We start from the raw sequence: 17,417 nt of genomic DNA on the forward strand, positions 1-17,417 counted from the left end.
GAATATAACGTGGCGATTAAGAAATACAAACCGATAACTAACGGTCGTCGTAACATGACAGGGTCAGATTTCGCTGAAATCACAAAAACAACTCCTGAAAAAACGTTACTAGAAAAGAAAAGCAAACACGCTGGCCGTAATAATCAAGGTAAAATCACAGTACGTCATCAAGCTGGCGGACACAAACGTGCTTACCGTATTATTGACTTCAAGCGTAATAAAGATGGCGTAATCGGCCTAGTTAAAGCTGTTGAGTACGATCCAAACCGTACTGCTAACATTGCACTAATCCACTACACTGATGGAGTTAAAGCATACATCATTGCTCCAAAAGGAATCGAAGTTGGACAAAAGATTGAATCTGGTGAAGGAGTAGATATCAAAGTTGGTAATGCTTTGCCATTAGCAAACATTCCAGTTGGTACATTCATTCACAACATTGAAATGAAACCTGGTAAAGGCGGACAATTAATCCGTTCTGCTGGTACAAGCGCTCAAGTATTAGGTCGTGAAGGCAAATACACTCTTGTACGTTTAAACTCAGGCGAAGTTCGTATGATCCTTTCAGCTTGTCGTGCAACAGTTGGTACTGTAGGTAACGAACAACACGAATTGATTAACATTGGTAAAGCAGGACGTAATCGTTGGTTAGGTAAGAGACCTACTGTACGTGGTTCTGTAATGAACCCTAACGATCACCCACACGGTGGTGGTGAAGGTAAAGCACCAATCGGACGTAAATCACCAATGACACCATGGGGCAAACCTGCACGTGGTATGAAGACACGTAATAAAAAAGCTAAATCTAGCAAATTAATTATTCGTGGACGTAAAAAATAATTAATACAATCAAATGTATGATACAGATAGAAGAGAACCGAAAGGAGGCTTCACCATGGGTCGTAGTTTGAAAAAAGGACCTTTCGTCGATGAACATCTTATGAAGAAAGTGGAAGTTGCTGCTAAGAGCGAGAAAAAACAAGTTATTAAAACTTGGTCACGCCGTTCAACAATTTTCCCACAATTCATCGGCCAAACGATTGCAGTATATGATGGAAGAAAACATGTCCCTGTATACATTCAAGAAGATATGGTAGGACACAAATTAGGGGAGTTCGCTCCAACAAGAACATACCGCGGACACGCGGCTGACGATAAGAAAACAGGTCGTCGTTAATTACGAGGGGAGGAATTAAAATGGCAGAACAAATTACAGCTGCAAAAGCAACTGCTAAAACTGTCCGTATCGCACCTCGTAAGGTTCGTCTAGTAGTGGATCTTATCAGAGGAAAAAGTATTGGAGAAGCAATCTCCATTCTGAAATTTACACCACGCTCTGCATCACCTGCAGTCGAAAAAGTGTTAATGTCAGCAATTGCTAATGCGGAACATAACTATGATTTAGATATTGAAAACTTGGTAGTAAGTGAAGCTTATGTGAACGAAGGACCAACAATGAAACGCTTCCGTCCTCGTGCTAAAGGATCCGCTTCACAAATTTTGAAACGTACAAGCCACATTACAATCGTGGTATCAGAAAAGAAGGAGGGATAATCTGTGGGTCAAAAAATTAATCCAATAGGAATGCGTGTTGGCATTATCCGTGATTGGGATGCTAAATGGTACGCAGAAAAAGATTTCGCTGATTTCTTACATGAAGATTTAAAGATTCGTAAACATATCGAAACTAACTTAAAAGAAGCATCTGTTTCTCGCGTAGAAATCGAACGTGCAGCTAACCGTGTTAATGTTTCAATCCATACTGCTAAACCAGGAATGGTTATCGGTAAAGGTGGATCTGAAGTAGAAAAACTACGTAAAGCTCTAAACACTTTAACAAACAAACGTGTTCATATTAACATCGTTGAGATTAAAAAAGCAGACTTGGATGCTAAATTAGTGGGAGAAGGAATTGCAAGACAATTAGAAAACCGTGTTGCTTTCCGTCGTGCACAAAAACAAGCTATCCAACGTACAATGAGAGCTGGAGCTCATGGTATCAAAACTATGGTTTCTGGTCGTTTGAACGGAGCAGATATGGCTCGTTCAGAAACTCATTCTGAAGGAACTGTTCCTTTGCATACTCTTCGTGCAGACATTGACTATGCATGGGAAGAAGCTGACACTACTTACGGTAAACTAGGCGTTAAAGTTTGGATTTCCCGTGGTGAAGTATTGCCAGAACGTAAATCTGAGAAAGGAGGGAAATAACCAATGTTAGTACCTAAACGTGTAAAACACCGTCGTGAATTCCGTGGAAAAATGCGCGGAGAAGCAAAAGGTGGAAAAGAAATTGTTTTTGGTGAATTTGGTTTGCAAGCTGTTGATTCAAAATGGATCACTAACCGTCAAATCGAAGCAGCCCGTATTGCTATGACTCGTTACATGAAACGTGGTGGGAAAGTTTGGATTAAAATCTTCCCTCACAAATCATATACATCTAAAGCTATTGGTGTTCGTATGGGTAAAGGTAAAGGTGCTCCAGAAGGCTGGGTATCTCCTGTAAAACGCGGCAAAATCATGTTTGAAGTTGGCGGCGTACCTGAAGAAGTAGCACGTGAAGCTTTGCGTTTGGCATCTCATAAATTGCCAATCAAAACTAAAATCGTAAAACGTACAGAAATTGGTGGTGAATCGAATGAAGGCTAATGAAATCAAAGACTTATCCACTGCTGAAATGATTGAGAAAGAAAAAGCATTCAAAGAAGAGCTTTTCAATCTACGATTCCAACTTGCTACAGGGCAACTTGAAAACACTGCCCGCCTTAAAGAAGTTCGCAAATCAATTGCACGCATTAAAACAGTATTGCGTCAAGAGTTGCAAAATCAGTAATTCAGCAAAGGAGGGTACTAAAAAATGACTGAACAACGTAATAAACGTAAAGTCTACCAAGGCCGTGTTGTCTCTGACAAAATGGATAAAACAATTGTAGTAGAAGTATCTACTTACAAAAACCATCCTACATACGGTAAACGTGTAAGATACTCTAAAAAGTACAAAGCACATGACGAAAACAATCAAGCAAAACTTGGTGATATCGTAAAAATCATGGAAACTCGTCCGCTATCTGCTACTAAAAACTTCCGTTTGATGGAGATTGTAGAAGAGTCTGTGATTATCTAATTTTTATAAAAAACAAGAAATAATTCCTGATCCGGAAGGAGGATACTAAAGTGATCCAAACAGAAAGTCGTTTGAAAGTTGCCGATAACTCAGGAGCAAGAGAAGTCTTAGCTATTAAAGTATTGGGTGGATCTGGCCGTAAATACGCAAACATTGGTGATGTTATTGTTGCAACAGTAAAACAAGCAACACCAGGTGGCGTTGTCAAAAAAGGTGAAGTGGTTAAAGCTGTTATCGTTCGTACTAAAACTGGTGCACACCGTAAAGACGGTTCATACATCAAGTTCGATGAAAATGCATGCGTAATTATCCGTGATGACAAGAGCCCACGTGGAACACGTATCTTTGGACCTGTTGCTCGTGAATTACGTGACAACAACTACATGAAGATTGTTTCTCTAGCTCCAGAAGTATTGTAAGAATCGTAAGAATTGAAGGAGGTGCAACAACTCATGCACGTAAAAACTGGCGATAAAGTTAAAGTGATTACTGGTAAAGATAAAGGTAAAGAAGGAACAATCCTAAAAACTCTACCTAAAAAAGACCGCGTGATCGTTGAAGGCATTAACATTGTGAAGAAACATCGTAAAGCTTCACAAAGCAACTTGACTGGTGGTATTCTTGAAGAAGAAGCGCCAATTCATGTGTCTAATGTAATGTTGATTGATCCTAAGACTGGTGAACCTACTAAAGTAGGCTATAAAGTTGAAGACGATAAGAAAGTCCGCGTTTCTAAAAAAACTGGCAATATTATCGACTAATCATTGAAGGAAGGAGGATCTTTTAGATGAACCGTTTGAAAGAGAAATATACAAAAGAAATCACACCTTCATTGGTGGAGAAATTCAACTATACTTCTGTTATGGAAGTTCCTAAAGTTGAAAAAATTGTTATCAACATGGGTGTTGGTGACGCTGTAGCAAACGCTAAAAACCTAGAAAAAGCAGTTGAAGAGCTAACGTTGATTTCTGGTCAAAAACCAGTTATCACTCATGCTAAAAAATCAATCGCTGCATTCCGTTTACGTGAAGGTATGGCAATTGGTGCTAAAGTTACTTTACGTGGCGAAAGAATGTACGAATTCTTAGACAAACTAGTAACAGTTTCGTTACCACGTGTACGTGATTTCCGTGGTATCAGCAAACGTTCTTTTGATGGACGTGGGAACTACACTTTAGGTGTTAAAGAACAATTGATTTTCCCTGAAGTTGACTACGATAGAGTTGACAAAGTACGTGGTATGGATATCGTTATCGTAACTACTGCTAACACAGATGAAGAATCAAGAGAATTATTGACTCAATTAGGAATGCCATTCCAAAAATAAGCGAAGGGAGCAAAATTAAGTGGCTAAAAAATCAATGATCGCTAAAAACAAACGCCCAGCAAAATTCTCAACGCAAGAATATACACGTTGTGAACGTTGTGGACGTCCGCATTCTGTTTACCGTAAGTTCAAATTGTGCCGCATTTGTTTGCGTGAACTAGCTTATAAAGGACAAATCCCTGGCATGAAGAAAGCAAGCTGGTAATCAGCCATACCCGTAAGAAGGAGGTAAATGTTAATGGTTATGACAGATCCAATCGCAGATTTCCTTACTCGTATTCGTAACGCTAACATGGTTCGCCATGCAAGCCTAGAAGTTCCTGCTTCTAATATGAAAGTAGAAATCGCTAAGATCCTTAAAAATGAAGGATTCATTAAAAACTTTGAAGTCATTGAAGACGACAAACAAAACGTTATCCGTGTTTTCTTAAAATATGGTGCAAATAACGAACGTGTTATCACTGGATTAAAACGCATCTCTAAACCAGGTTTGCGTGTGTTTGCGAAAAGTGGCGACGTTCCTCGCGTATTAAACGGCTTAGGAATCGCTATCGTATCCACTTCTGAAGGTGTTGTCACAGATAAAGAAGCAAGAGCTAAAAATATTGGTGGAGAAGTATTGGCTTACGTTTGGTAATCCATTCTTCCTACTCTAACTAAAACAAGGAGGTGCAGCCCTGTGAGTCGTATTGGTAATAAACTAGTCGAAATTCCAGCTGGCGTAACCATTACTCAAGATGGAAACACAGTAACAGTTAAAGGTCCTAAAGGCGAATTGACACAAACTTTCAGTGAGCTAATCACTATTAATGTAGAAGGAAGCACTGCTACATTTACTCGTGCAAACGAAGAAAAGTTCACAAAATCTATTCACGGAACAACTCGTGCGCTATTCAGCAACATGGTTGTTGGTGTGTCTGAAGGATTTAAGAAAGACTTAGAATTAATTGGGGTTGGGTACCGTGCTCAATTACAAGGTAACAAACTTGTATTGAACGTTGGATACTCTCATCCAGTAGAATTCACTCCAGAAGAAGGTGTAACTGTAGAAGTTAACGCTAATACAAAAATCACTATTTCTGGTTACGACAAAGAAAAAGTTGGCGCTCTAGCAGCTAACGTTCGTGCGGTACGCCCACCAGAGCCATACAAAGGCAAAGGTATCAAGTACTCTGACGAAATCATCCGTCGTAAAGAAGGTAAGACTGGTAAATAATAGCCAGTTCCTTCTTAAAGCAAGTTAATACATTTAAATAAAAGAGGTGACAATTGTGATTAATAAACCAGATAAAAACAAAACACGCCAGTCAAGACATGCTCGCGTAAGAAGAAAAATCTCTGGTACTGCTGAGTGCCCACGCTTGAACGTATTCCGTTCTAACAAACACATCTACGCTCAATTAGTTGATGACGTAGCGGGTGTGACGCTGGCAAGTGCCTCAAGTAAAAAAGATGCATCTGAAGCAGCTACTAAAACAGAACAAGCCGCAGTTGTGGGTAAAGTTATTGCTGAACGCGCAATTGAAAAAGGTTTGAAATCAGTAGTATTTGACCGTGGCGGATATTTATACCACGGACGCGTACAAACATTAGCTGAAGCTGCCCGTGAAAACGGACTAGATTTCTAAGAAAAGGAGGATGCCTACATATGGTATATATTGACCCAACTCATTTAGATATTGAAGATCGCGTTGTTGCGATTAACCGTGTAACTAAAGTTGTTAAAGGTGGACGTAAACTACGTTTTGCTGCTTTAGTTGTTGTCGGAGATAGAAATGGCCATGTTGGTTTCGGTACAGGGAAAGCTAACGAAGTTCCAGAAGCAATCCGTAAAGCTATCGAAGCTGCTAAGAAAAACATGATTGAAGTACCAGTTACAGGAACAACAATTCCTCACGAAGTAATCGGTCGTTATAGCGGTGGTAACGTCATGTTGAAACCTGCTGTTGCCGGTTCTGGAGTATCAGCTGGAGGTCCTGTTCGTGCGGTCATCGAATTAGCAGGTATCGCTGATATCACTTCTAAATCATTAGGCTCAAGCACTCCAATTAACATGGTTCGTGCAACTGTTAATGGTCTAGAACAATTGAAAAAAATCGAGGATGTTGCTGCATTACGTGGTAAATCCGTAGAAGAAATTAAAGGTTAAGGAGGATATACAAGATGGCAGAATTAAAGATTACTTTAGTACGTAGCTCAATTGGACGTCCTCAAAACCAAAAAGATACTTTGAAGGCTTTAGGATTAACAAAAGTTGGTAAAACTGCTGTAAAACCTGCTAATGATGCAATCAAAGGCATGATTAACACAGTTAGCCATTTAGTAGAAGTAGAAGAAGTTAAATAATTCAATCAATAACGAAGGAGGTGCCCAGTTACTATGAAACTTCATGAATTAAAACCAACAGAAGGATCTCGTAAAGTGCGTAACCGTGTAGGTCGTGGATCTTCATCAGGAAACGGAAAAACATCTGGACGTGGACATAAAGGTCAAAAAGCTCGTTCAGGTGGTGGAGTAAGATTAGGCTTCGAAGGTGGACAACAACCATTGTTCCGTCGTATCCCTAAACGTGGATTTACAAACATCAATAGTAAAGAATATGCTGTTGTAAACCTAGATACTTTAAACCGTTTCGAAGAAGGTACAGAAGTAACACCGGCATTACTTGTTGAAAGCGGCGTTGTACGTGATGAAAAATCCGGCATCAAAGTTTTAGCAAAAGGTGCGGTTGAGAAGAAATTGAACGTTAAAGCTCATAAATTCTCCGAAGCAGCGAAAGAAGCGATTGAAGCTGCAGGTGGAACTGTTGAGGTGATCTAATGTTTGGACTTCTGAAAAATGCATTTCAGGTGAAAGACATTAGAAACAGAATTTTCTTTACACTTGGTATGCTGATTGTTTTCCGTATCGGAACTCATATTACTGTACCTGGTGTGAATGCGGGTGCCATTCAAAACTTGGCATCAACGGGCTTATTTAGCCTATTGAACACTTTTGGAGGTGGAGCACTTAGTCAGTACTCTATCTTCGCCATGGGTGTCTCGCCTTATATCACTTCTTCTATTGTCATTCAACTCTTACAAATGGATATTATTCCGAAATTCACGGAATGGTCTAAACAAGGTGAAGTTGGTAGAAGAAAGTTGAATCAAGCAACAAAGTACTTAGCAGTTGTTCTTGCATTTGTACAATCAATCGGGATTTCAATTGGTTTTAACCAATTATCCAACTTAGGATTAGTTCGCAACCCAGGCTTAGAAACCTATCTCATGATAGCGTTGATTATGACTGCAGGTTCGATGCTAGTAATCTTTATCGGTGATGCGATAACAATGAATGGGATTGGTAATGGAACGTCTCTGATTATCTTCTCTGGTATTGTTGCTCGTATTCCAGCCGATTTAGTTACTTTCTATGAAGATCGTTTTGTCAATTCAAGTGAACTGACAACCAACATCATTTTTACAGTAGCCTTACTTGTAGCAATGTTATTAGTTGTTATTTTTGTTGTTTATATTCAACAAGCGGAAAGAAGAATACCAGTTCAGTATTCTAAACGAGCAACTGGGTCAAACCAAGCAGCTCACTTACCGTTAAAAATCAACTCTGCTGGAGTTATTCCGGTTATTTTTGCCAGTTCATTCATGATGACTCCGCAAACAATCTTAGGATTCTTTGCAGCGAATCATAGTGAGGCAACTTGGTATCAAGTGGTTAATACACTAGTCAACTTCCGTGAACCAATTGGAGCTGCTATTTATACAATTCTGATTGTCGTGTTCACGTATTTCTATGCGCTAATTCAAATTAACCCTGAGAAAATGGCCGAGAATTTACAAAAGTCAGGAGCGTACATCCCGAGTGTTCGCCCTGGTAGAGGAACCGAAGAATATATTACAGGCTTGTTGATGCGCTTAAGTACAGTTGGCGCTGTGTTCCTCGGATTGATTGCTCTCTTGCCTATTGTTGCTTCTGCATTATGGAACCTACCAGACTCATTAGCGCTTGGTGGAACGAGTCTTTTAATTGTTATCGGAACCGCATTGGATACCGCAAGACAAATTGAAGGACGAATGGTGAAACGCAATTATCAAGGATTTATTCAAAAGTAAGATGTGTACGGGGGTTAGCCCCGAACACACTTGCAATTGTATAAAAGGAGACGAGTAAAAATGAAGAAAAACCTGATTATTACAGGCCTACCTGGAGCAGGAAAAGGAACACAAGCTGAACGTATTATTGACAAGTATGGTATTCCACATATTTCTACTGGAGATATGTTCCGTGCAGCAATGAAAAATGAAACTGCATTAGGACTAGAAGCCAAGTCTTTTATGGACAAAGGGGAACTTGTTCCTGATGAAGTGACAAATGGTATTGTTAAGGAACGTCTGCAAGAAGAAGATACGAAAAATGGTTTCTTATTGGACGGGTTCCCTCGCACAATGGAACAGGCCGTAGCTTTGGATAACATTATGACTGAATTGGGTCGTCAGATTGATGCTGTCATCAATATTGAAGTAAACCCAGATGTTTTAATGGCTCGTTTGACTGGTCGCTTGATCTGCCGTAATTGCGGTGCGACATACCACAAACTTAACCATCCACCAAAAGTAGAGGGAGTTTGTGATCGTTGCGGAAGCACTGACCTGTATCAACGAGAAGACGATAAGCCGGAAACAGTTGAAAACCGTATTCGCATTAATCAAGAACAATCCAAACCAATTATTGAGTTTTACTCTGAAAAAGGTTTACTCCACACACTTAATGGTGAAACTGAGATCGAAGATTTATTCCAAGAAGTTCAAGACATCATTGGTTAATATAGTTAATTAATAGTAAGTATTTTCTTTGCAAAGGCTTGATACTATGCTATACTATTGTAGTTAGTGTAAAATAATATTGCTTAGACAAATCGTAATTAATTAGCTTGAAATAATGTGAGGAGGTAAGAAGATGGCGAAAGACGACGTTATTGAAATTGAAGGAGTAATCGCTGAGACGTTGCCCAATGCAATGTTCAAGGTAGAACTTGAAAACGGCCATATTGTGCTCGCGCATGTTTCTGGAAAGATTCGAATGAACTACATTCGTATTTTACCAGGTGATAAAGTTACGGTGGAACTATCCCCGTATGATCTTACACGCGGCCGTATAACATATCGTTTCAAATAATTACACTCCATCATTTTAAAGGAGGAAAAATAATGAAAGTTAGAGCATCAGTAAAACCAATCTGTGAGAAATGTAAAGTAATTCGCAGAAATGGCCGTGTTATGGTGATTTGTGAAAATCCTAAACACAAACAACGCCAAGGATAATAATAAGGAGGTGCCATTAAATGGCTCGTATCGCTGGAGTAGATATTCCGCGTGACAAACGCATCGTTATCTCATTGACATACATTTATGGAATTGGTAGCACAACTGCTAAGAAAGTTCTTGCAGACGCTAACGTTTCAGAAGAAACTCGTGTTCGTGACTTAACTAACGATGAGTTAGACCGCATCCGTATTGAAGTTGACAAACTAAAAGTTGAAGGTGACATGCGTCGTGAGGTTAACTTAAACATCAAACGCTTGATGGAAATCGGTTCATACCGTGGAATCCGTCACCGTCGTGGTTTGCCAGTTCGCGGACAAAACACTAAAAACAATGCACGTACTCGTAAGGGTCCTGCAAAAGCAATCGCTGGTAAGAAAAAATAATTCATAAGTGAAGGAGGTTAACACTTCATGGCTAAAAAAGTATCTCGTAAACGTCGTGTGAAAAAGAATATCGAAAGTGGTGTTGCTCACATTCGTTCTACGTTCAATAATACTATTGTTATGATTACAGATGTACATGGAAACGCAATTTCATGGTCTTCAGCTGGTGCGTTAGGGTTCAAAGGTTCTCGTAAATCAACTCCTTTCGCGGCACAAATGGCTGCAGAGTCTGCTGCAAAAGCTTCTATGGAACATGGCATGAAGAGCGTTGAAGTAGCAGTTAAAGGTCCTGGTTCAGGACGTGAAGCAGCTATTCGTTCGCTACAAGCAACAGGATTGGAAGTTACAGCAATTCGTGACGTAACTCCTATTCCACACAACGGATGTCGCCCACCAAAACGCCGTCGGGTATAATACATCTTTTGTATCCAGAAGTTTTATATCGCAATGGACTCACTAGGATGAACGAACCGTTTTGAAAGGGGTAAATTGACATATGATCGAAATTGAAAAACCAAGAATTGAAACGATTGAGATCAGCGAGGATGCTACATTTGGCAAATTCGTTGTAGAACCACTTGAACGGGGATATGGGACAACACTTGGTAACTCATTACGTCGTATTTTATTATCTTCATTACCAGGTAATGCAGTATCTACTATTCAAATTGATGGCGTTCTGCATGAATTCTCAACCATTGATGGTGTGTTAGAAGATGTGACTCAAATCATCTTAAACATTAAACAATTGGCTTTAAAATTCTATACCAATGAAGACAAGACAATCGAGATTGACGTAAAAGGTCCAGCAGTTGTAACTGCTGCTGATATCAATCACGACAGTGATGTAGAAGTATTAAACCCTGATTTATATATTTGTACCGTTGCTGAAGGTGCACAGTTCCATGTGCGTATGGATGCAAAAAATGGCCGTGGTTATGTTCGTTCAGAACATAATAAAACGGAAGACATGCCAATTGGTGTTATTCCAGTTGACTCGATTTTTACTCCTGTACATAAAGTAAATTATCAAGTTGAAAATACTCGCATCGGTCAAAAGAACGTATATGATAAATTAACTTTGGACGTATGGACTAATGGTTCAGTAAGCCCAGAGGAAGCAGTTAGTTTAGCTGCTAAAATCCTGACAGAGCATTTAAACATCTTTGTAAATCTAACTGACGAAGCTCGCAAGGCTGAAGTGATGGTAGAAAAAGAAGAGACTCAAAAAGAGAAAATGCTTGAGATGACAATTGAGGAATTAGACTTGTCTGTTCGTTCATATAACTGTCTGAAACGTGCAGGAATCAATACGATTCAAGAACTGACTAATAAATCAGAAGCAGAAATGATTAAAGTGCGTAATCTAGGACGTAAATCACTTGAAGAAGTGAAAAACAAGTTGGATGAACTTGAGCTAAGTTTACGCCAAGATGATTAGTACTGCAGCAAAGGAGGATTTCCAGAAATGGCTTACCGTAAATTAGGACGTACAAGTTCTCAAAGAAAAGCAATGCTACGCGATCTAACGACTGATCTAATTATCAACGAACGTATCGTAACGACTGAAGCTCGCGCTAAAGAAATTCGTAAAACTGTTGAAAAAATGATTACTTTAGGTAAACGCGGAGACTTGCATGCTCGTCGTATGGCTGCACAGTTCGTACGTAACGAAGTTGCTGATGTTCGTGAAGAAAACGAAGAAATCGTTGTCGAAACAGCATTGCAAAAACTATTCAGTGGCTTGGCTGAGCGTTATGCAGAACGTCAAGGTGGATACACTCGTATCATGAAAACTGAACCACGCCGCGGAGACGCAGCACCAATGGTTATCATTGAATTAGTTTAATAAAACTATTTATCTTTCAGATGAAAAGAGCGCTACGATGTTGACTACTCCCAATTGGTTGAGAAGTTAAAGTCTAGCTCGTGAACCCTAACGGAAATGATATGATTTCCGTTAGTGGCTCACCATTTGTAGATCTATAAGAGATGGACGCTAAATGTTCAGCTCTATTTTTTTTCTTATTTCCAAATATCCCGTTCAACAGAAAAGATGAGCCAATGTGCTTGTCTTTTTTTGTTGGATTTTTTTATTTCGAATTCGAATTATATGGTACAATAAAGAGGAGAAAAAGAAAGTAGGGATAATATGACACAGATACTCGGACACCACCATGTTTCTATGATGACTAAAAGTGGCGATGCAAACACAGACTTTTATCAAACCATTTTAGGACTTAGACGCGCTAAAGTCAGCGTTAATCAAAATAATCCGGACATGTATCATCTTTTTTTTGGAGATAAGACTGCTAGTCCAGGAATGGATTTAACCTTTTTTGAAAATCAAAAACTGGGACAAACGCATAGAGGGACGAATGCAGTGACACGGATTGGATTAATTGTGAATAAGGAAGACAGTTTGACGTACTGGCAAGATCGATTTGATGAGTTTGGTGTCACTCACAGTGGAAGAAGCACTTATACACAGCGTCCGGCCATTTTATTTGAAGATTTTGAAGGATTACGCCTGGCGCTTATCGTTGAAGAAGGTCAACAAGCTGATTTTTGGGAATCGTGGGAAGAATCAAGTGTTCCCTACGACCATCAGATTAGAGGAATGGCAGTGGTAGAATGGACTGTGGAAAATTTACAGGCGTCTAAGCAAGTCTTAGTAAATTTGTTTACTTATCAACAGGTCTATCAGACCGAAAATACAGCTCTCTTCCAAGCTCAAGAAGGAAAAATGAATGGTGAGATCCTCTTAGTGGAGCAAGATGGTCCAAAAGAGAAACCAGGAAAGCGCAGTGTTCACCATATCGCTATTCGTGTCGAAAATAAGGAAGCACTCGACTATTGGCAAGAACGTATTAGTAATTTTGGCTTTAATGTGGTTGCGCGTCATGACCGTTTTTATTTTGAGAGTCTCTATTTTAGAGAAGCAAATGGTATTATGATTGAGCTAGCCACTGACGATCCGGGCTTTACAGTGGATAGAGCTGTGGAAGACTTAGGCAAAGAGTTAGATCTGCCACCGTTTCTAAATGATCAAAGGCAAGCGATTATGGAAAACCTTAATCCATTAAAAGGGATTAAGGAATAAAACTGTCAGAAATGAAAAGAAGATTGAAAATTTCATAAAAGTGTCAAGACACCTGATGCTTTTTTACTAACTTTCCAGTATACTAGATAAGTGAAAATGAAATTATAAAGGATTACTTGGCTCTTTCATATTAGTATAAATTGAGAGATGGTAAGCAGAAGAAAGTAGGGTGTCCAATGGAAGAAATAATCCAACTCAATCAAATAACTTTTACATACTCAGAAGACGATTTACGTCCTGCTTTAAATGATGTCTCATTCTCAATCAATAAAGGAGAATGGATTGCTATTATTGGACCAAACGGCTCAGGTAAATCAACACTAGCTAAGACCATTAATGGACTTGTTGAGGCCAAATCAGGGGACGTTGTGATTGGTGGCATCACACTATCAGATGAAACGGTATGGGATGTTCGTCGTAAAGTCGGCATGGTGTTCCAAAACCCCGATAATCAGTTTGTCGGATCAACTGTTCAAGATGACATCGCCTTTGGGTTAGAGAATATCGGTGTACCACGTGAAGAAATGATAGAGCGTGTTTTAAAATCAGTAGAAGCTGTTCATATGTCTGAATTTTTAGATAAAGAACCTGCTCGTTTATCAGGTGGACAGAAACAACGGGTTGCGATTGCAGGCATTATTGCACTAGCACCAGATATTATTATTTTAGATGAAGCAACGACTATGCTCGATCCAAAGGGCCGTCGTGAGGTTATTGAAACCATTCAACGGATTAAGAAAGAAGAAAACTTAACGGTTATTTCCATTACCCATGATATTGACGAGGCTGCTAAGGCGAATCGTATTTTTGTTATGGAGGCAGGCCAATTAAAACAAATTGGAACGCCAGAGGAAATCTTTGCGGTAGGAGCAGATATTATTGATATGGGACTGGATATTCCTTTCCCAGAAAAATTGAAATATCAATTAAAACGTCAAGGATTAGACGTACCTGAAACATACTTGACTGAAGAAGGGATGGTGGATTGGCTATGGACATTATATTCCAAGATGTAGGATTTGCTTACTCAGCCGGCTCACCCTTTGAAAGTCGGGCACTTTATGATGTTAGCTTGCAAATTCCATATGGCTCCTATACGGCTTTAATTGGCCATACAGGAAGTGGGAAATCAACGGTAACCCAACATTTAAACGCTCTGTTAAAACCAACAGAAGGCAGCGTTACAATTGGAGACCGTTTGATTACTAAGGAAACAAGCAATAAAAACTTGAAGTTCCTACGTAAAAAAGTAGGGATTGTTTTCCAATTTCCTGAATCGCAACTCTTTGAAGAGACCATTGCTAAGGATATTGCCTTTGGACCAATGAACTTTGGTGTCTCAGAAGCCGAAGCCATGGAAACTGTTCGCAAAGTACTGCCATTAGTAGGCCTAGACGAGACGTTTATGGAGCGGTCACCCTTTGACCTATCCGGTGGGCAAATGCGCCGTGTGGCTATTGCAGGGGTTCTAGCGATGAATCCAGAAGTTCTTGTCTTAGACGAGCCAACAGCGGGACTTGATCCTGCTGGACGCCGTGAAATTATGAATATGTTCTACCGATTACATAAAGAACAAAACATTTCGATTGTCTTAGTCACTCACCAAATGGATGATGTAGCTACTTATGCTGACCATGTTATTATTATGGAAAAAGGAACTGTCGTGAAGATGGGATCGCCAGAAGAGATTTTCTTGGATGAACAGTGGCTAGTGGATAAGCAATTAGGCTTACCGGCATCCTTGCAATTCATGCAAATGTTTAGCCAGAAAACAGGCATTCAATTTGGTGAGTTAAGACCACTTGGAACAGAAAAATTAGCTGAAGTCATTGTGGCTAAATTGAAGGAAGAAGGTGGGCTGGATGCTTGATAAGTTACTATTTGGACGATATATCCAAGGCGATTCTTATGTGCATAAGATGGATCCACGTGCCAAATTAATTGGTGCCTTCTACTTTATTATTGTTATTTTCCTAGCTAATAATTGGATGACTTATTTAGCCATGACCTTATTTACCATTTTATGTGTCTATTTATCGGATATTCCTTTTAAAGTGTTTCTTAATGGGGTAAAACCACTGATCTGGTTAATCGCCTTTACGGTTGTCTTGCAAGTGTTGTTTACAACCGGTGGGGAAACGTATTTTAGCTGGGGAATTATTACTATTACCTCCTTTGGATTATTAAACGGTGCGTTTATTTTTATGCGCTTCGTCTTAATTATTTTTATGTCGACCTTGTTGACCTTAACGACGATGCCATTATCCTTAACCGATGCGATTGAAACCTTATTAGGACCATTGAAACGCTTCAAAATGCCCGTTCATGAGATTGCGTTGATGTTATCAATTGCCTTGCGCTTTGTGCCAACATTGATGGATGAAGCAACCAAAATCATGAATGCCCAACGAGCAAGAGGAGTCGATTTTGGAGAAGGCAATATTATTCAACAAATGAAGGCTGTCACACCTATTTTGGTTCCGCTGTTTGTAAGTTCCTTTAACCGTGCTGACGAATTAGCTAACGCGATGGAAGCGCGTGGTTACCAAGGTGGCGAAGGCCGAACAAAATACCGTCAACTCCATTGGCAAAACCGCGACACTATGGCGATGGTTAGCTTTGGGTTGTTGACCGTATTACTTATTGTATTAAGAGGATAAATGAGCGTATAAAAAGGTAGGCCCGACTCGTTAGACCGAATAGTGTTCGGGAAACGTAGTCGGGGCTACCTTTTTGATTAGATGGTTATAGTTATTAAGGAGGTTCAAGGTGGCACAACGTTATAAATGTATTATTCAATACGATGGTACCCGCTATGTCGGTTATCAAATTCAAAAAAATGGCATCAGCGTTCAGGAAGTCATTCAAAAAGCCCTTAAGAAAATGTTCAAGGGGCAAGTTATCTTAATTGAAGCATCTGGCCGAACCGACTCTGGCGTTCATGCACTAGGGCAGGTCATTCACTTTGAGTGCCCAGTAGACATTGAGCCCGTTCATTTGCAGCGCGCACTCAATAGCCTGCTGCCTGGCGATATTTCGATTGTTCAAGCAGAACGCGTCTCAGATGACTTTCATTCACGTTTCCTAGCTAAAGGGAAAAAATATATGTACCGGGTTGATTTAAACCTCTTTGCTGATCCCTTTAAATGTCAGTATACCCTTCATCATCCCTACCGAATGAACCTGGATAAACTCCAACAAGCTTTGGACAAATTAGTAGGGGAGCATGATTTTACTAGCTTTTGTTCCACGAAAACCATTAAAGAAGACAAAGTAAGAACGGTCTATGAAGCCAAATTTGAGATTGATGAAGCTCAAAATGAGCTTGTTTTTACCTTTATAGGTAATGGCTTTTTATATAACATGGTTCGCATTTTTGTGGGTACCTGTTTACAGATTGCAGATGGCTTGAAAGAGCCAGAAGAAATCGACCGCTTGTTCGCGGTAAATGACCGCAATGAAGCTGGTCCAACCGCAGACGGTAAGGGATTGTATCTAGTTGAAGTTTACTATGATGAGCAGTTTTTGGACGAAATAAAACAAGCAAAAAACTAAGTGCTTTTTCGCAAAAAAATACCGATTTTTATTTGACAAATTGGCAACTCTGGGGTAAGATATAAGACGGTATTGTTTGCCCCACTATATGAGCCCCGGAAACTCAAGATGGATCAAACATTCAGATAAGAATATGGAGGAAACAAACGTGCGTACAACATATATGGCTAAAGCTAACGAAATCGAACGCAAATGGTACGTGATCGATGCAACTGACATTCCTTTAGGACGTGTATCAACAATTGCAGCATCAATCCTACGCGGAAAAAATAAACCAACATTCACTCCACATGTGGACACAGGTGACTTTGTAATTATTATTAACGCTGATAAAGTTAAATTAACAGGTAAAAAAGCATCAGACAAAATCTATTCTCGCCACTCAGGTTACATTGGTGGACTAAAACAAGTTTCTGCTGGGGAACTACGTGACAAAAATTCACGTCGTTTACTAGAGTACTCAATCAAAGGAATGCTTCCTAAGAACGCTCTAGGATCTCAAATGTTTAGAAAATTACATGTATACGGTGAAGAAACTCACCCACATGCAGCACAACAACCAGAAGTTTTAGACATCACAAACCTAATTTAAGGAGGGAAA

Annotated in this window: 31 protein-coding genes; all 31 read left to right on the forward strand. The window is 39.6% G+C overall.

The window, feature by feature from the left end:
* The first annotated feature begins 9 nt into the window (after positions 1-9).
* Complete coding sequence (gene rplB, locus BW721_RS10955; protein ID WP_076768493.1) at positions 10-840, forward strand: 50S ribosomal protein L2; 831 nt, start codon at positions 10-12, stop codon at positions 838-840.
* A gap of 55 nt (positions 841-895) precedes the next feature.
* On the forward strand, positions 896-1,177 hold the full coding sequence (rpsS, locus tag BW721_RS10960; RefSeq protein WP_076768494.1) for a 30S ribosomal protein S19: 282 nt from the start codon (positions 896-898) through the stop codon (positions 1,175-1,177).
* A gap of 20 nt (positions 1,178-1,197) precedes the next feature.
* On the forward strand, positions 1,198-1,554 hold the full coding sequence (rplV, locus tag BW721_RS10965; RefSeq protein WP_076768495.1) for a 50S ribosomal protein L22: 357 nt from the start codon (positions 1,198-1,200) through the stop codon (positions 1,552-1,554).
* Positions 1,555-1,557: 3 nt separating this feature from the next.
* Complete coding sequence (gene rpsC / locus BW721_RS10970) at positions 1,558-2,211, forward strand: 30S ribosomal protein S3 (RefSeq protein WP_076768496.1); 654 nt, start codon at positions 1,558-1,560, stop codon at positions 2,209-2,211.
* A gap of 3 nt (positions 2,212-2,214) precedes the next feature.
* On the forward strand, positions 2,215-2,649 hold the full coding sequence (gene rplP / locus BW721_RS10975; RefSeq protein ID WP_076768497.1) for a 50S ribosomal protein L16: 435 nt from the start codon (positions 2,215-2,217) through the stop codon (positions 2,647-2,649).
* Positions 2,639-2,833: a 50S ribosomal protein L29 gene (gene rpmC / locus BW721_RS10980; RefSeq protein ID WP_076768498.1), complete on the forward strand. Its 195-nt coding sequence runs from the start codon at positions 2,639-2,641 to the stop codon at positions 2,831-2,833. The genes rplP and rpmC overlap by 11 nt, the downstream gene beginning before the upstream one ends.
* A gap of 24 nt (positions 2,834-2,857) precedes the next feature.
* Positions 2,858-3,124, forward strand: a complete 267-nt coding sequence (gene rpsQ / locus BW721_RS10985) for a 30S ribosomal protein S17 (RefSeq protein WP_076768499.1) — start codon at positions 2,858-2,860, stop codon at positions 3,122-3,124.
* Between the two features lie 50 nt (positions 3,125-3,174).
* A complete protein-coding gene (gene rplN / locus BW721_RS10990; RefSeq protein WP_076768500.1) occupies positions 3,175-3,543 on the forward strand; it encodes a 50S ribosomal protein L14 in 369 nt (122 codons plus the stop codon).
* 33 nt (positions 3,544-3,576) lie between these two features.
* Positions 3,577-3,885, forward strand: coding sequence for a 50S ribosomal protein L24 (gene rplX / locus BW721_RS10995; RefSeq protein ID WP_076768501.1), 309 nt, complete (start codon positions 3,577-3,579; stop codon positions 3,883-3,885).
* 26 nt (positions 3,886-3,911) lie between these two features.
* A complete protein-coding gene (gene rplE / locus BW721_RS11000) occupies positions 3,912-4,451 on the forward strand; it encodes a 50S ribosomal protein L5 (protein WP_076768502.1) in 540 nt (179 codons plus the stop codon).
* Positions 4,452-4,470: 19 nt separating this feature from the next.
* Entirely contained in the window at positions 4,471-4,656 is a 186-nt protein-coding gene (locus BW721_RS11005) for a type Z 30S ribosomal protein S14 (protein WP_076768503.1), read from the forward strand.
* 33 nt (positions 4,657-4,689) lie between these two features.
* Entirely contained in the window at positions 4,690-5,088 is a 399-nt protein-coding gene (gene rpsH / locus BW721_RS11010; RefSeq protein ID WP_076768504.1) for a 30S ribosomal protein S8, read from the forward strand.
* A gap of 42 nt (positions 5,089-5,130) precedes the next feature.
* Complete coding sequence (rplF, locus tag BW721_RS11015; protein ID WP_076768505.1) at positions 5,131-5,667, forward strand: 50S ribosomal protein L6; 537 nt, start codon at positions 5,131-5,133, stop codon at positions 5,665-5,667.
* Between the two features lie 55 nt (positions 5,668-5,722).
* Positions 5,723-6,079: a 50S ribosomal protein L18 gene (gene rplR, locus BW721_RS11020; protein ID WP_076768506.1), complete on the forward strand. Its 357-nt coding sequence runs from the start codon at positions 5,723-5,725 to the stop codon at positions 6,077-6,079.
* A 20-nt stretch (positions 6,080-6,099) separates the two neighbouring features.
* Positions 6,100-6,600, forward strand: coding sequence for a 30S ribosomal protein S5 (gene rpsE, locus BW721_RS11025; protein ID WP_076768507.1), 501 nt, complete (start codon positions 6,100-6,102; stop codon positions 6,598-6,600).
* 14 nt (positions 6,601-6,614) lie between these two features.
* Positions 6,615-6,797: a 50S ribosomal protein L30 gene (gene rpmD / locus BW721_RS11030; RefSeq protein ID WP_076768508.1), complete on the forward strand. Its 183-nt coding sequence runs from the start codon at positions 6,615-6,617 to the stop codon at positions 6,795-6,797.
* A 33-nt stretch (positions 6,798-6,830) separates the two neighbouring features.
* Complete coding sequence (gene rplO, locus BW721_RS11035; protein ID WP_076768509.1) at positions 6,831-7,271, forward strand: 50S ribosomal protein L15; 441 nt, start codon at positions 6,831-6,833, stop codon at positions 7,269-7,271.
* Complete coding sequence (gene secY / locus BW721_RS11040) at positions 7,271-8,563, forward strand: preprotein translocase subunit SecY (protein ID WP_076768510.1); 1,293 nt, start codon at positions 7,271-7,273, stop codon at positions 8,561-8,563. Before rplO ends, secY begins: the two co-directional genes overlap by 1 nt.
* Positions 8,564-8,623: 60 nt before the next feature.
* Positions 8,624-9,274 carry an adenylate kinase gene (locus BW721_RS11045; protein WP_076768511.1) on the forward strand — a complete coding sequence of 217 codons (651 nt, stop codon included), beginning with the start codon at positions 8,624-8,626 and terminating at the stop codon, positions 9,272-9,274.
* Between the two features lie 133 nt (positions 9,275-9,407).
* Positions 9,408-9,626, forward strand: coding sequence for a translation initiation factor IF-1 (gene infA / locus BW721_RS11050; RefSeq protein WP_076768512.1), 219 nt, complete (start codon positions 9,408-9,410; stop codon positions 9,624-9,626).
* A 32-nt stretch (positions 9,627-9,658) separates the two neighbouring features.
* A complete protein-coding gene (gene rpmJ, locus BW721_RS11055; protein ID WP_062470716.1) occupies positions 9,659-9,772 on the forward strand; it encodes a 50S ribosomal protein L36 in 114 nt (37 codons plus the stop codon).
* Positions 9,773-9,792: 20 nt separating this feature from the next.
* Positions 9,793-10,158, forward strand: coding sequence for a 30S ribosomal protein S13 (gene rpsM, locus BW721_RS11060; protein ID WP_076768513.1), 366 nt, complete (start codon positions 9,793-9,795; stop codon positions 10,156-10,158).
* A 27-nt stretch (positions 10,159-10,185) separates the two neighbouring features.
* A complete protein-coding gene (rpsK, locus tag BW721_RS11065; protein WP_076768514.1) occupies positions 10,186-10,572 on the forward strand; it encodes a 30S ribosomal protein S11 in 387 nt (128 codons plus the stop codon).
* An 82-nt stretch (positions 10,573-10,654) separates the two neighbouring features.
* Positions 10,655-11,599: a DNA-directed RNA polymerase subunit alpha gene (locus BW721_RS11070; RefSeq protein ID WP_076768515.1), complete on the forward strand. Its 945-nt coding sequence runs from the start codon at positions 10,655-10,657 to the stop codon at positions 11,597-11,599.
* 27 nt (positions 11,600-11,626) lie between these two features.
* Positions 11,627-12,007 carry a 50S ribosomal protein L17 gene (gene rplQ / locus BW721_RS11075; protein ID WP_076768516.1) on the forward strand — a complete coding sequence of 127 codons (381 nt, stop codon included), beginning with the start codon at positions 11,627-11,629 and terminating at the stop codon, positions 12,005-12,007.
* Positions 12,008-12,310: 303 nt separating this feature from the next.
* The gene (locus BW721_RS11080; RefSeq protein WP_076768517.1) at positions 12,311-13,261 is read left to right on the forward strand and encodes a VOC family protein; all 951 of its coding nucleotides are present in this window, start codon (positions 12,311-12,313) and stop codon (positions 13,259-13,261) included.
* Positions 13,262-13,437: 176 nt separating this feature from the next.
* On the forward strand, positions 13,438-14,277 hold the full coding sequence (locus BW721_RS11085) for an energy-coupling factor ABC transporter ATP-binding protein (protein ID WP_076768518.1): 840 nt from the start codon (positions 13,438-13,440) through the stop codon (positions 14,275-14,277).
* Positions 14,253-15,131: an energy-coupling factor ABC transporter ATP-binding protein gene (locus BW721_RS11090; protein ID WP_076768519.1), complete on the forward strand. Its 879-nt coding sequence runs from the start codon at positions 14,253-14,255 to the stop codon at positions 15,129-15,131. The genes BW721_RS11085 and BW721_RS11090 overlap by 25 nt, the downstream gene beginning before the upstream one ends.
* Positions 15,124-15,921 (forward strand): energy-coupling factor transporter transmembrane component T family protein, encoded by a 798-nt coding sequence (locus BW721_RS11095; protein ID WP_076768520.1) that lies wholly within the window; start codon positions 15,124-15,126, stop codon positions 15,919-15,921. Before BW721_RS11090 ends, BW721_RS11095 begins: the two co-directional genes overlap by 8 nt.
* A 109-nt stretch (positions 15,922-16,030) precedes the next feature.
* Positions 16,031-16,816 carry a tRNA pseudouridine(38-40) synthase TruA gene (truA, locus tag BW721_RS11100; RefSeq protein ID WP_076768521.1) on the forward strand — a complete coding sequence of 262 codons (786 nt, stop codon included), beginning with the start codon at positions 16,031-16,033 and terminating at the stop codon, positions 16,814-16,816.
* Between the two features lie 148 nt (positions 16,817-16,964).
* Positions 16,965-17,408 carry a 50S ribosomal protein L13 gene (rplM, locus tag BW721_RS11105; protein WP_076768522.1) on the forward strand — a complete coding sequence of 148 codons (444 nt, stop codon included), beginning with the start codon at positions 16,965-16,967 and terminating at the stop codon, positions 17,406-17,408.
* Positions 17,409-17,417: the final 9 nt, after the last annotated feature.

This window comes from Jeotgalibaca sp. PTS2502 (assembly GCF_001975685.1).
GTDB lineage: Bacteria > Bacillota > Bacilli > Lactobacillales > Aerococcaceae > Jeotgalibaca > Jeotgalibaca arthritidis.

Excerpts from the sequence above, each read along its gene's own strand:
- rplX (WP_076768501.1), top strand. The coding sequence starts at position 3,577 with ATGCACGTAAAAACTGGCGATAAAGTTAAAGTGATTACTGGTAAAGAT.
- rpmJ (WP_062470716.1), top strand. The coding sequence starts at position 9,659 with ATGAAAGTTAGAGCATCAGTAAAACCAATCTGTGAGAAATGTAAAGTA.
- infA (WP_076768512.1), top strand. The coding sequence starts at position 9,408 with ATGGCGAAAGACGACGTTATTGAAATTGAAGGAGTAATCGCTGAGACG.
- rpmC (WP_076768498.1), top strand. The coding sequence starts at position 2,639 with ATGAAGGCTAATGAAATCAAAGACTTATCCACTGCTGAAATGATTGAG.
- BW721_RS11080 (WP_076768517.1), top strand. The coding sequence starts at position 12,311 with ATGACACAGATACTCGGACACCACCATGTTTCTATGATGACTAAAAGT.
- BW721_RS11095 (WP_076768520.1), top strand. The coding sequence starts at position 15,124 with ATGCTTGATAAGTTACTATTTGGACGATATATCCAAGGCGATTCTTAT.
- rpsE (WP_076768507.1), top strand. The coding sequence starts at position 6,100 with ATGGTATATATTGACCCAACTCATTTAGATATTGAAGATCGCGTTGTT.
- rplQ (WP_076768516.1), top strand. The coding sequence starts at position 11,627 with ATGGCTTACCGTAAATTAGGACGTACAAGTTCTCAAAGAAAAGCAATG.
- rpsK (WP_076768514.1), top strand. The coding sequence starts at position 10,186 with ATGGCTAAAAAAGTATCTCGTAAACGTCGTGTGAAAAAGAATATCGAA.
- rpsQ (WP_076768499.1), top strand. The coding sequence starts at position 2,858 with ATGACTGAACAACGTAATAAACGTAAAGTCTACCAAGGCCGTGTTGTC.
- rpmD (WP_076768508.1), top strand. The coding sequence starts at position 6,615 with ATGGCAGAATTAAAGATTACTTTAGTACGTAGCTCAATTGGACGTCCT.
- rpsM (WP_076768513.1), top strand. The coding sequence starts at position 9,793 with ATGGCTCGTATCGCTGGAGTAGATATTCCGCGTGACAAACGCATCGTT.
- rplE (WP_076768502.1), top strand. The coding sequence starts at position 3,912 with ATGAACCGTTTGAAAGAGAAATATACAAAAGAAATCACACCTTCATTG.
- rplO (WP_076768509.1), top strand. The coding sequence starts at position 6,831 with ATGAAACTTCATGAATTAAAACCAACAGAAGGATCTCGTAAAGTGCGT.
- secY (WP_076768510.1), top strand. The coding sequence starts at position 7,271 with ATGTTTGGACTTCTGAAAAATGCATTTCAGGTGAAAGACATTAGAAAC.
- BW721_RS11045 (WP_076768511.1), top strand. The coding sequence starts at position 8,624 with ATGAAGAAAAACCTGATTATTACAGGCCTACCTGGAGCAGGAAAAGGA.
- rplP (WP_076768497.1), top strand. The coding sequence starts at position 2,215 with ATGTTAGTACCTAAACGTGTAAAACACCGTCGTGAATTCCGTGGAAAA.
- BW721_RS11090 (WP_076768519.1), top strand. The coding sequence starts at position 14,253 with ATGGACATTATATTCCAAGATGTAGGATTTGCTTACTCAGCCGGCTCA.
- BW721_RS11085 (WP_076768518.1), top strand. The coding sequence starts at position 13,438 with ATGGAAGAAATAATCCAACTCAATCAAATAACTTTTACATACTCAGAA.
- rplV (WP_076768495.1), top strand. The coding sequence starts at position 1,198 with ATGGCAGAACAAATTACAGCTGCAAAAGCAACTGCTAAAACTGTCCGT.
- rpsS (WP_076768494.1), top strand. The coding sequence starts at position 896 with ATGGGTCGTAGTTTGAAAAAAGGACCTTTCGTCGATGAACATCTTATG.
- rpsH (WP_076768504.1), top strand. The coding sequence starts at position 4,690 with ATGGTTATGACAGATCCAATCGCAGATTTCCTTACTCGTATTCGTAAC.
- BW721_RS11070 (WP_076768515.1), top strand. The coding sequence starts at position 10,655 with ATGATCGAAATTGAAAAACCAAGAATTGAAACGATTGAGATCAGCGAG.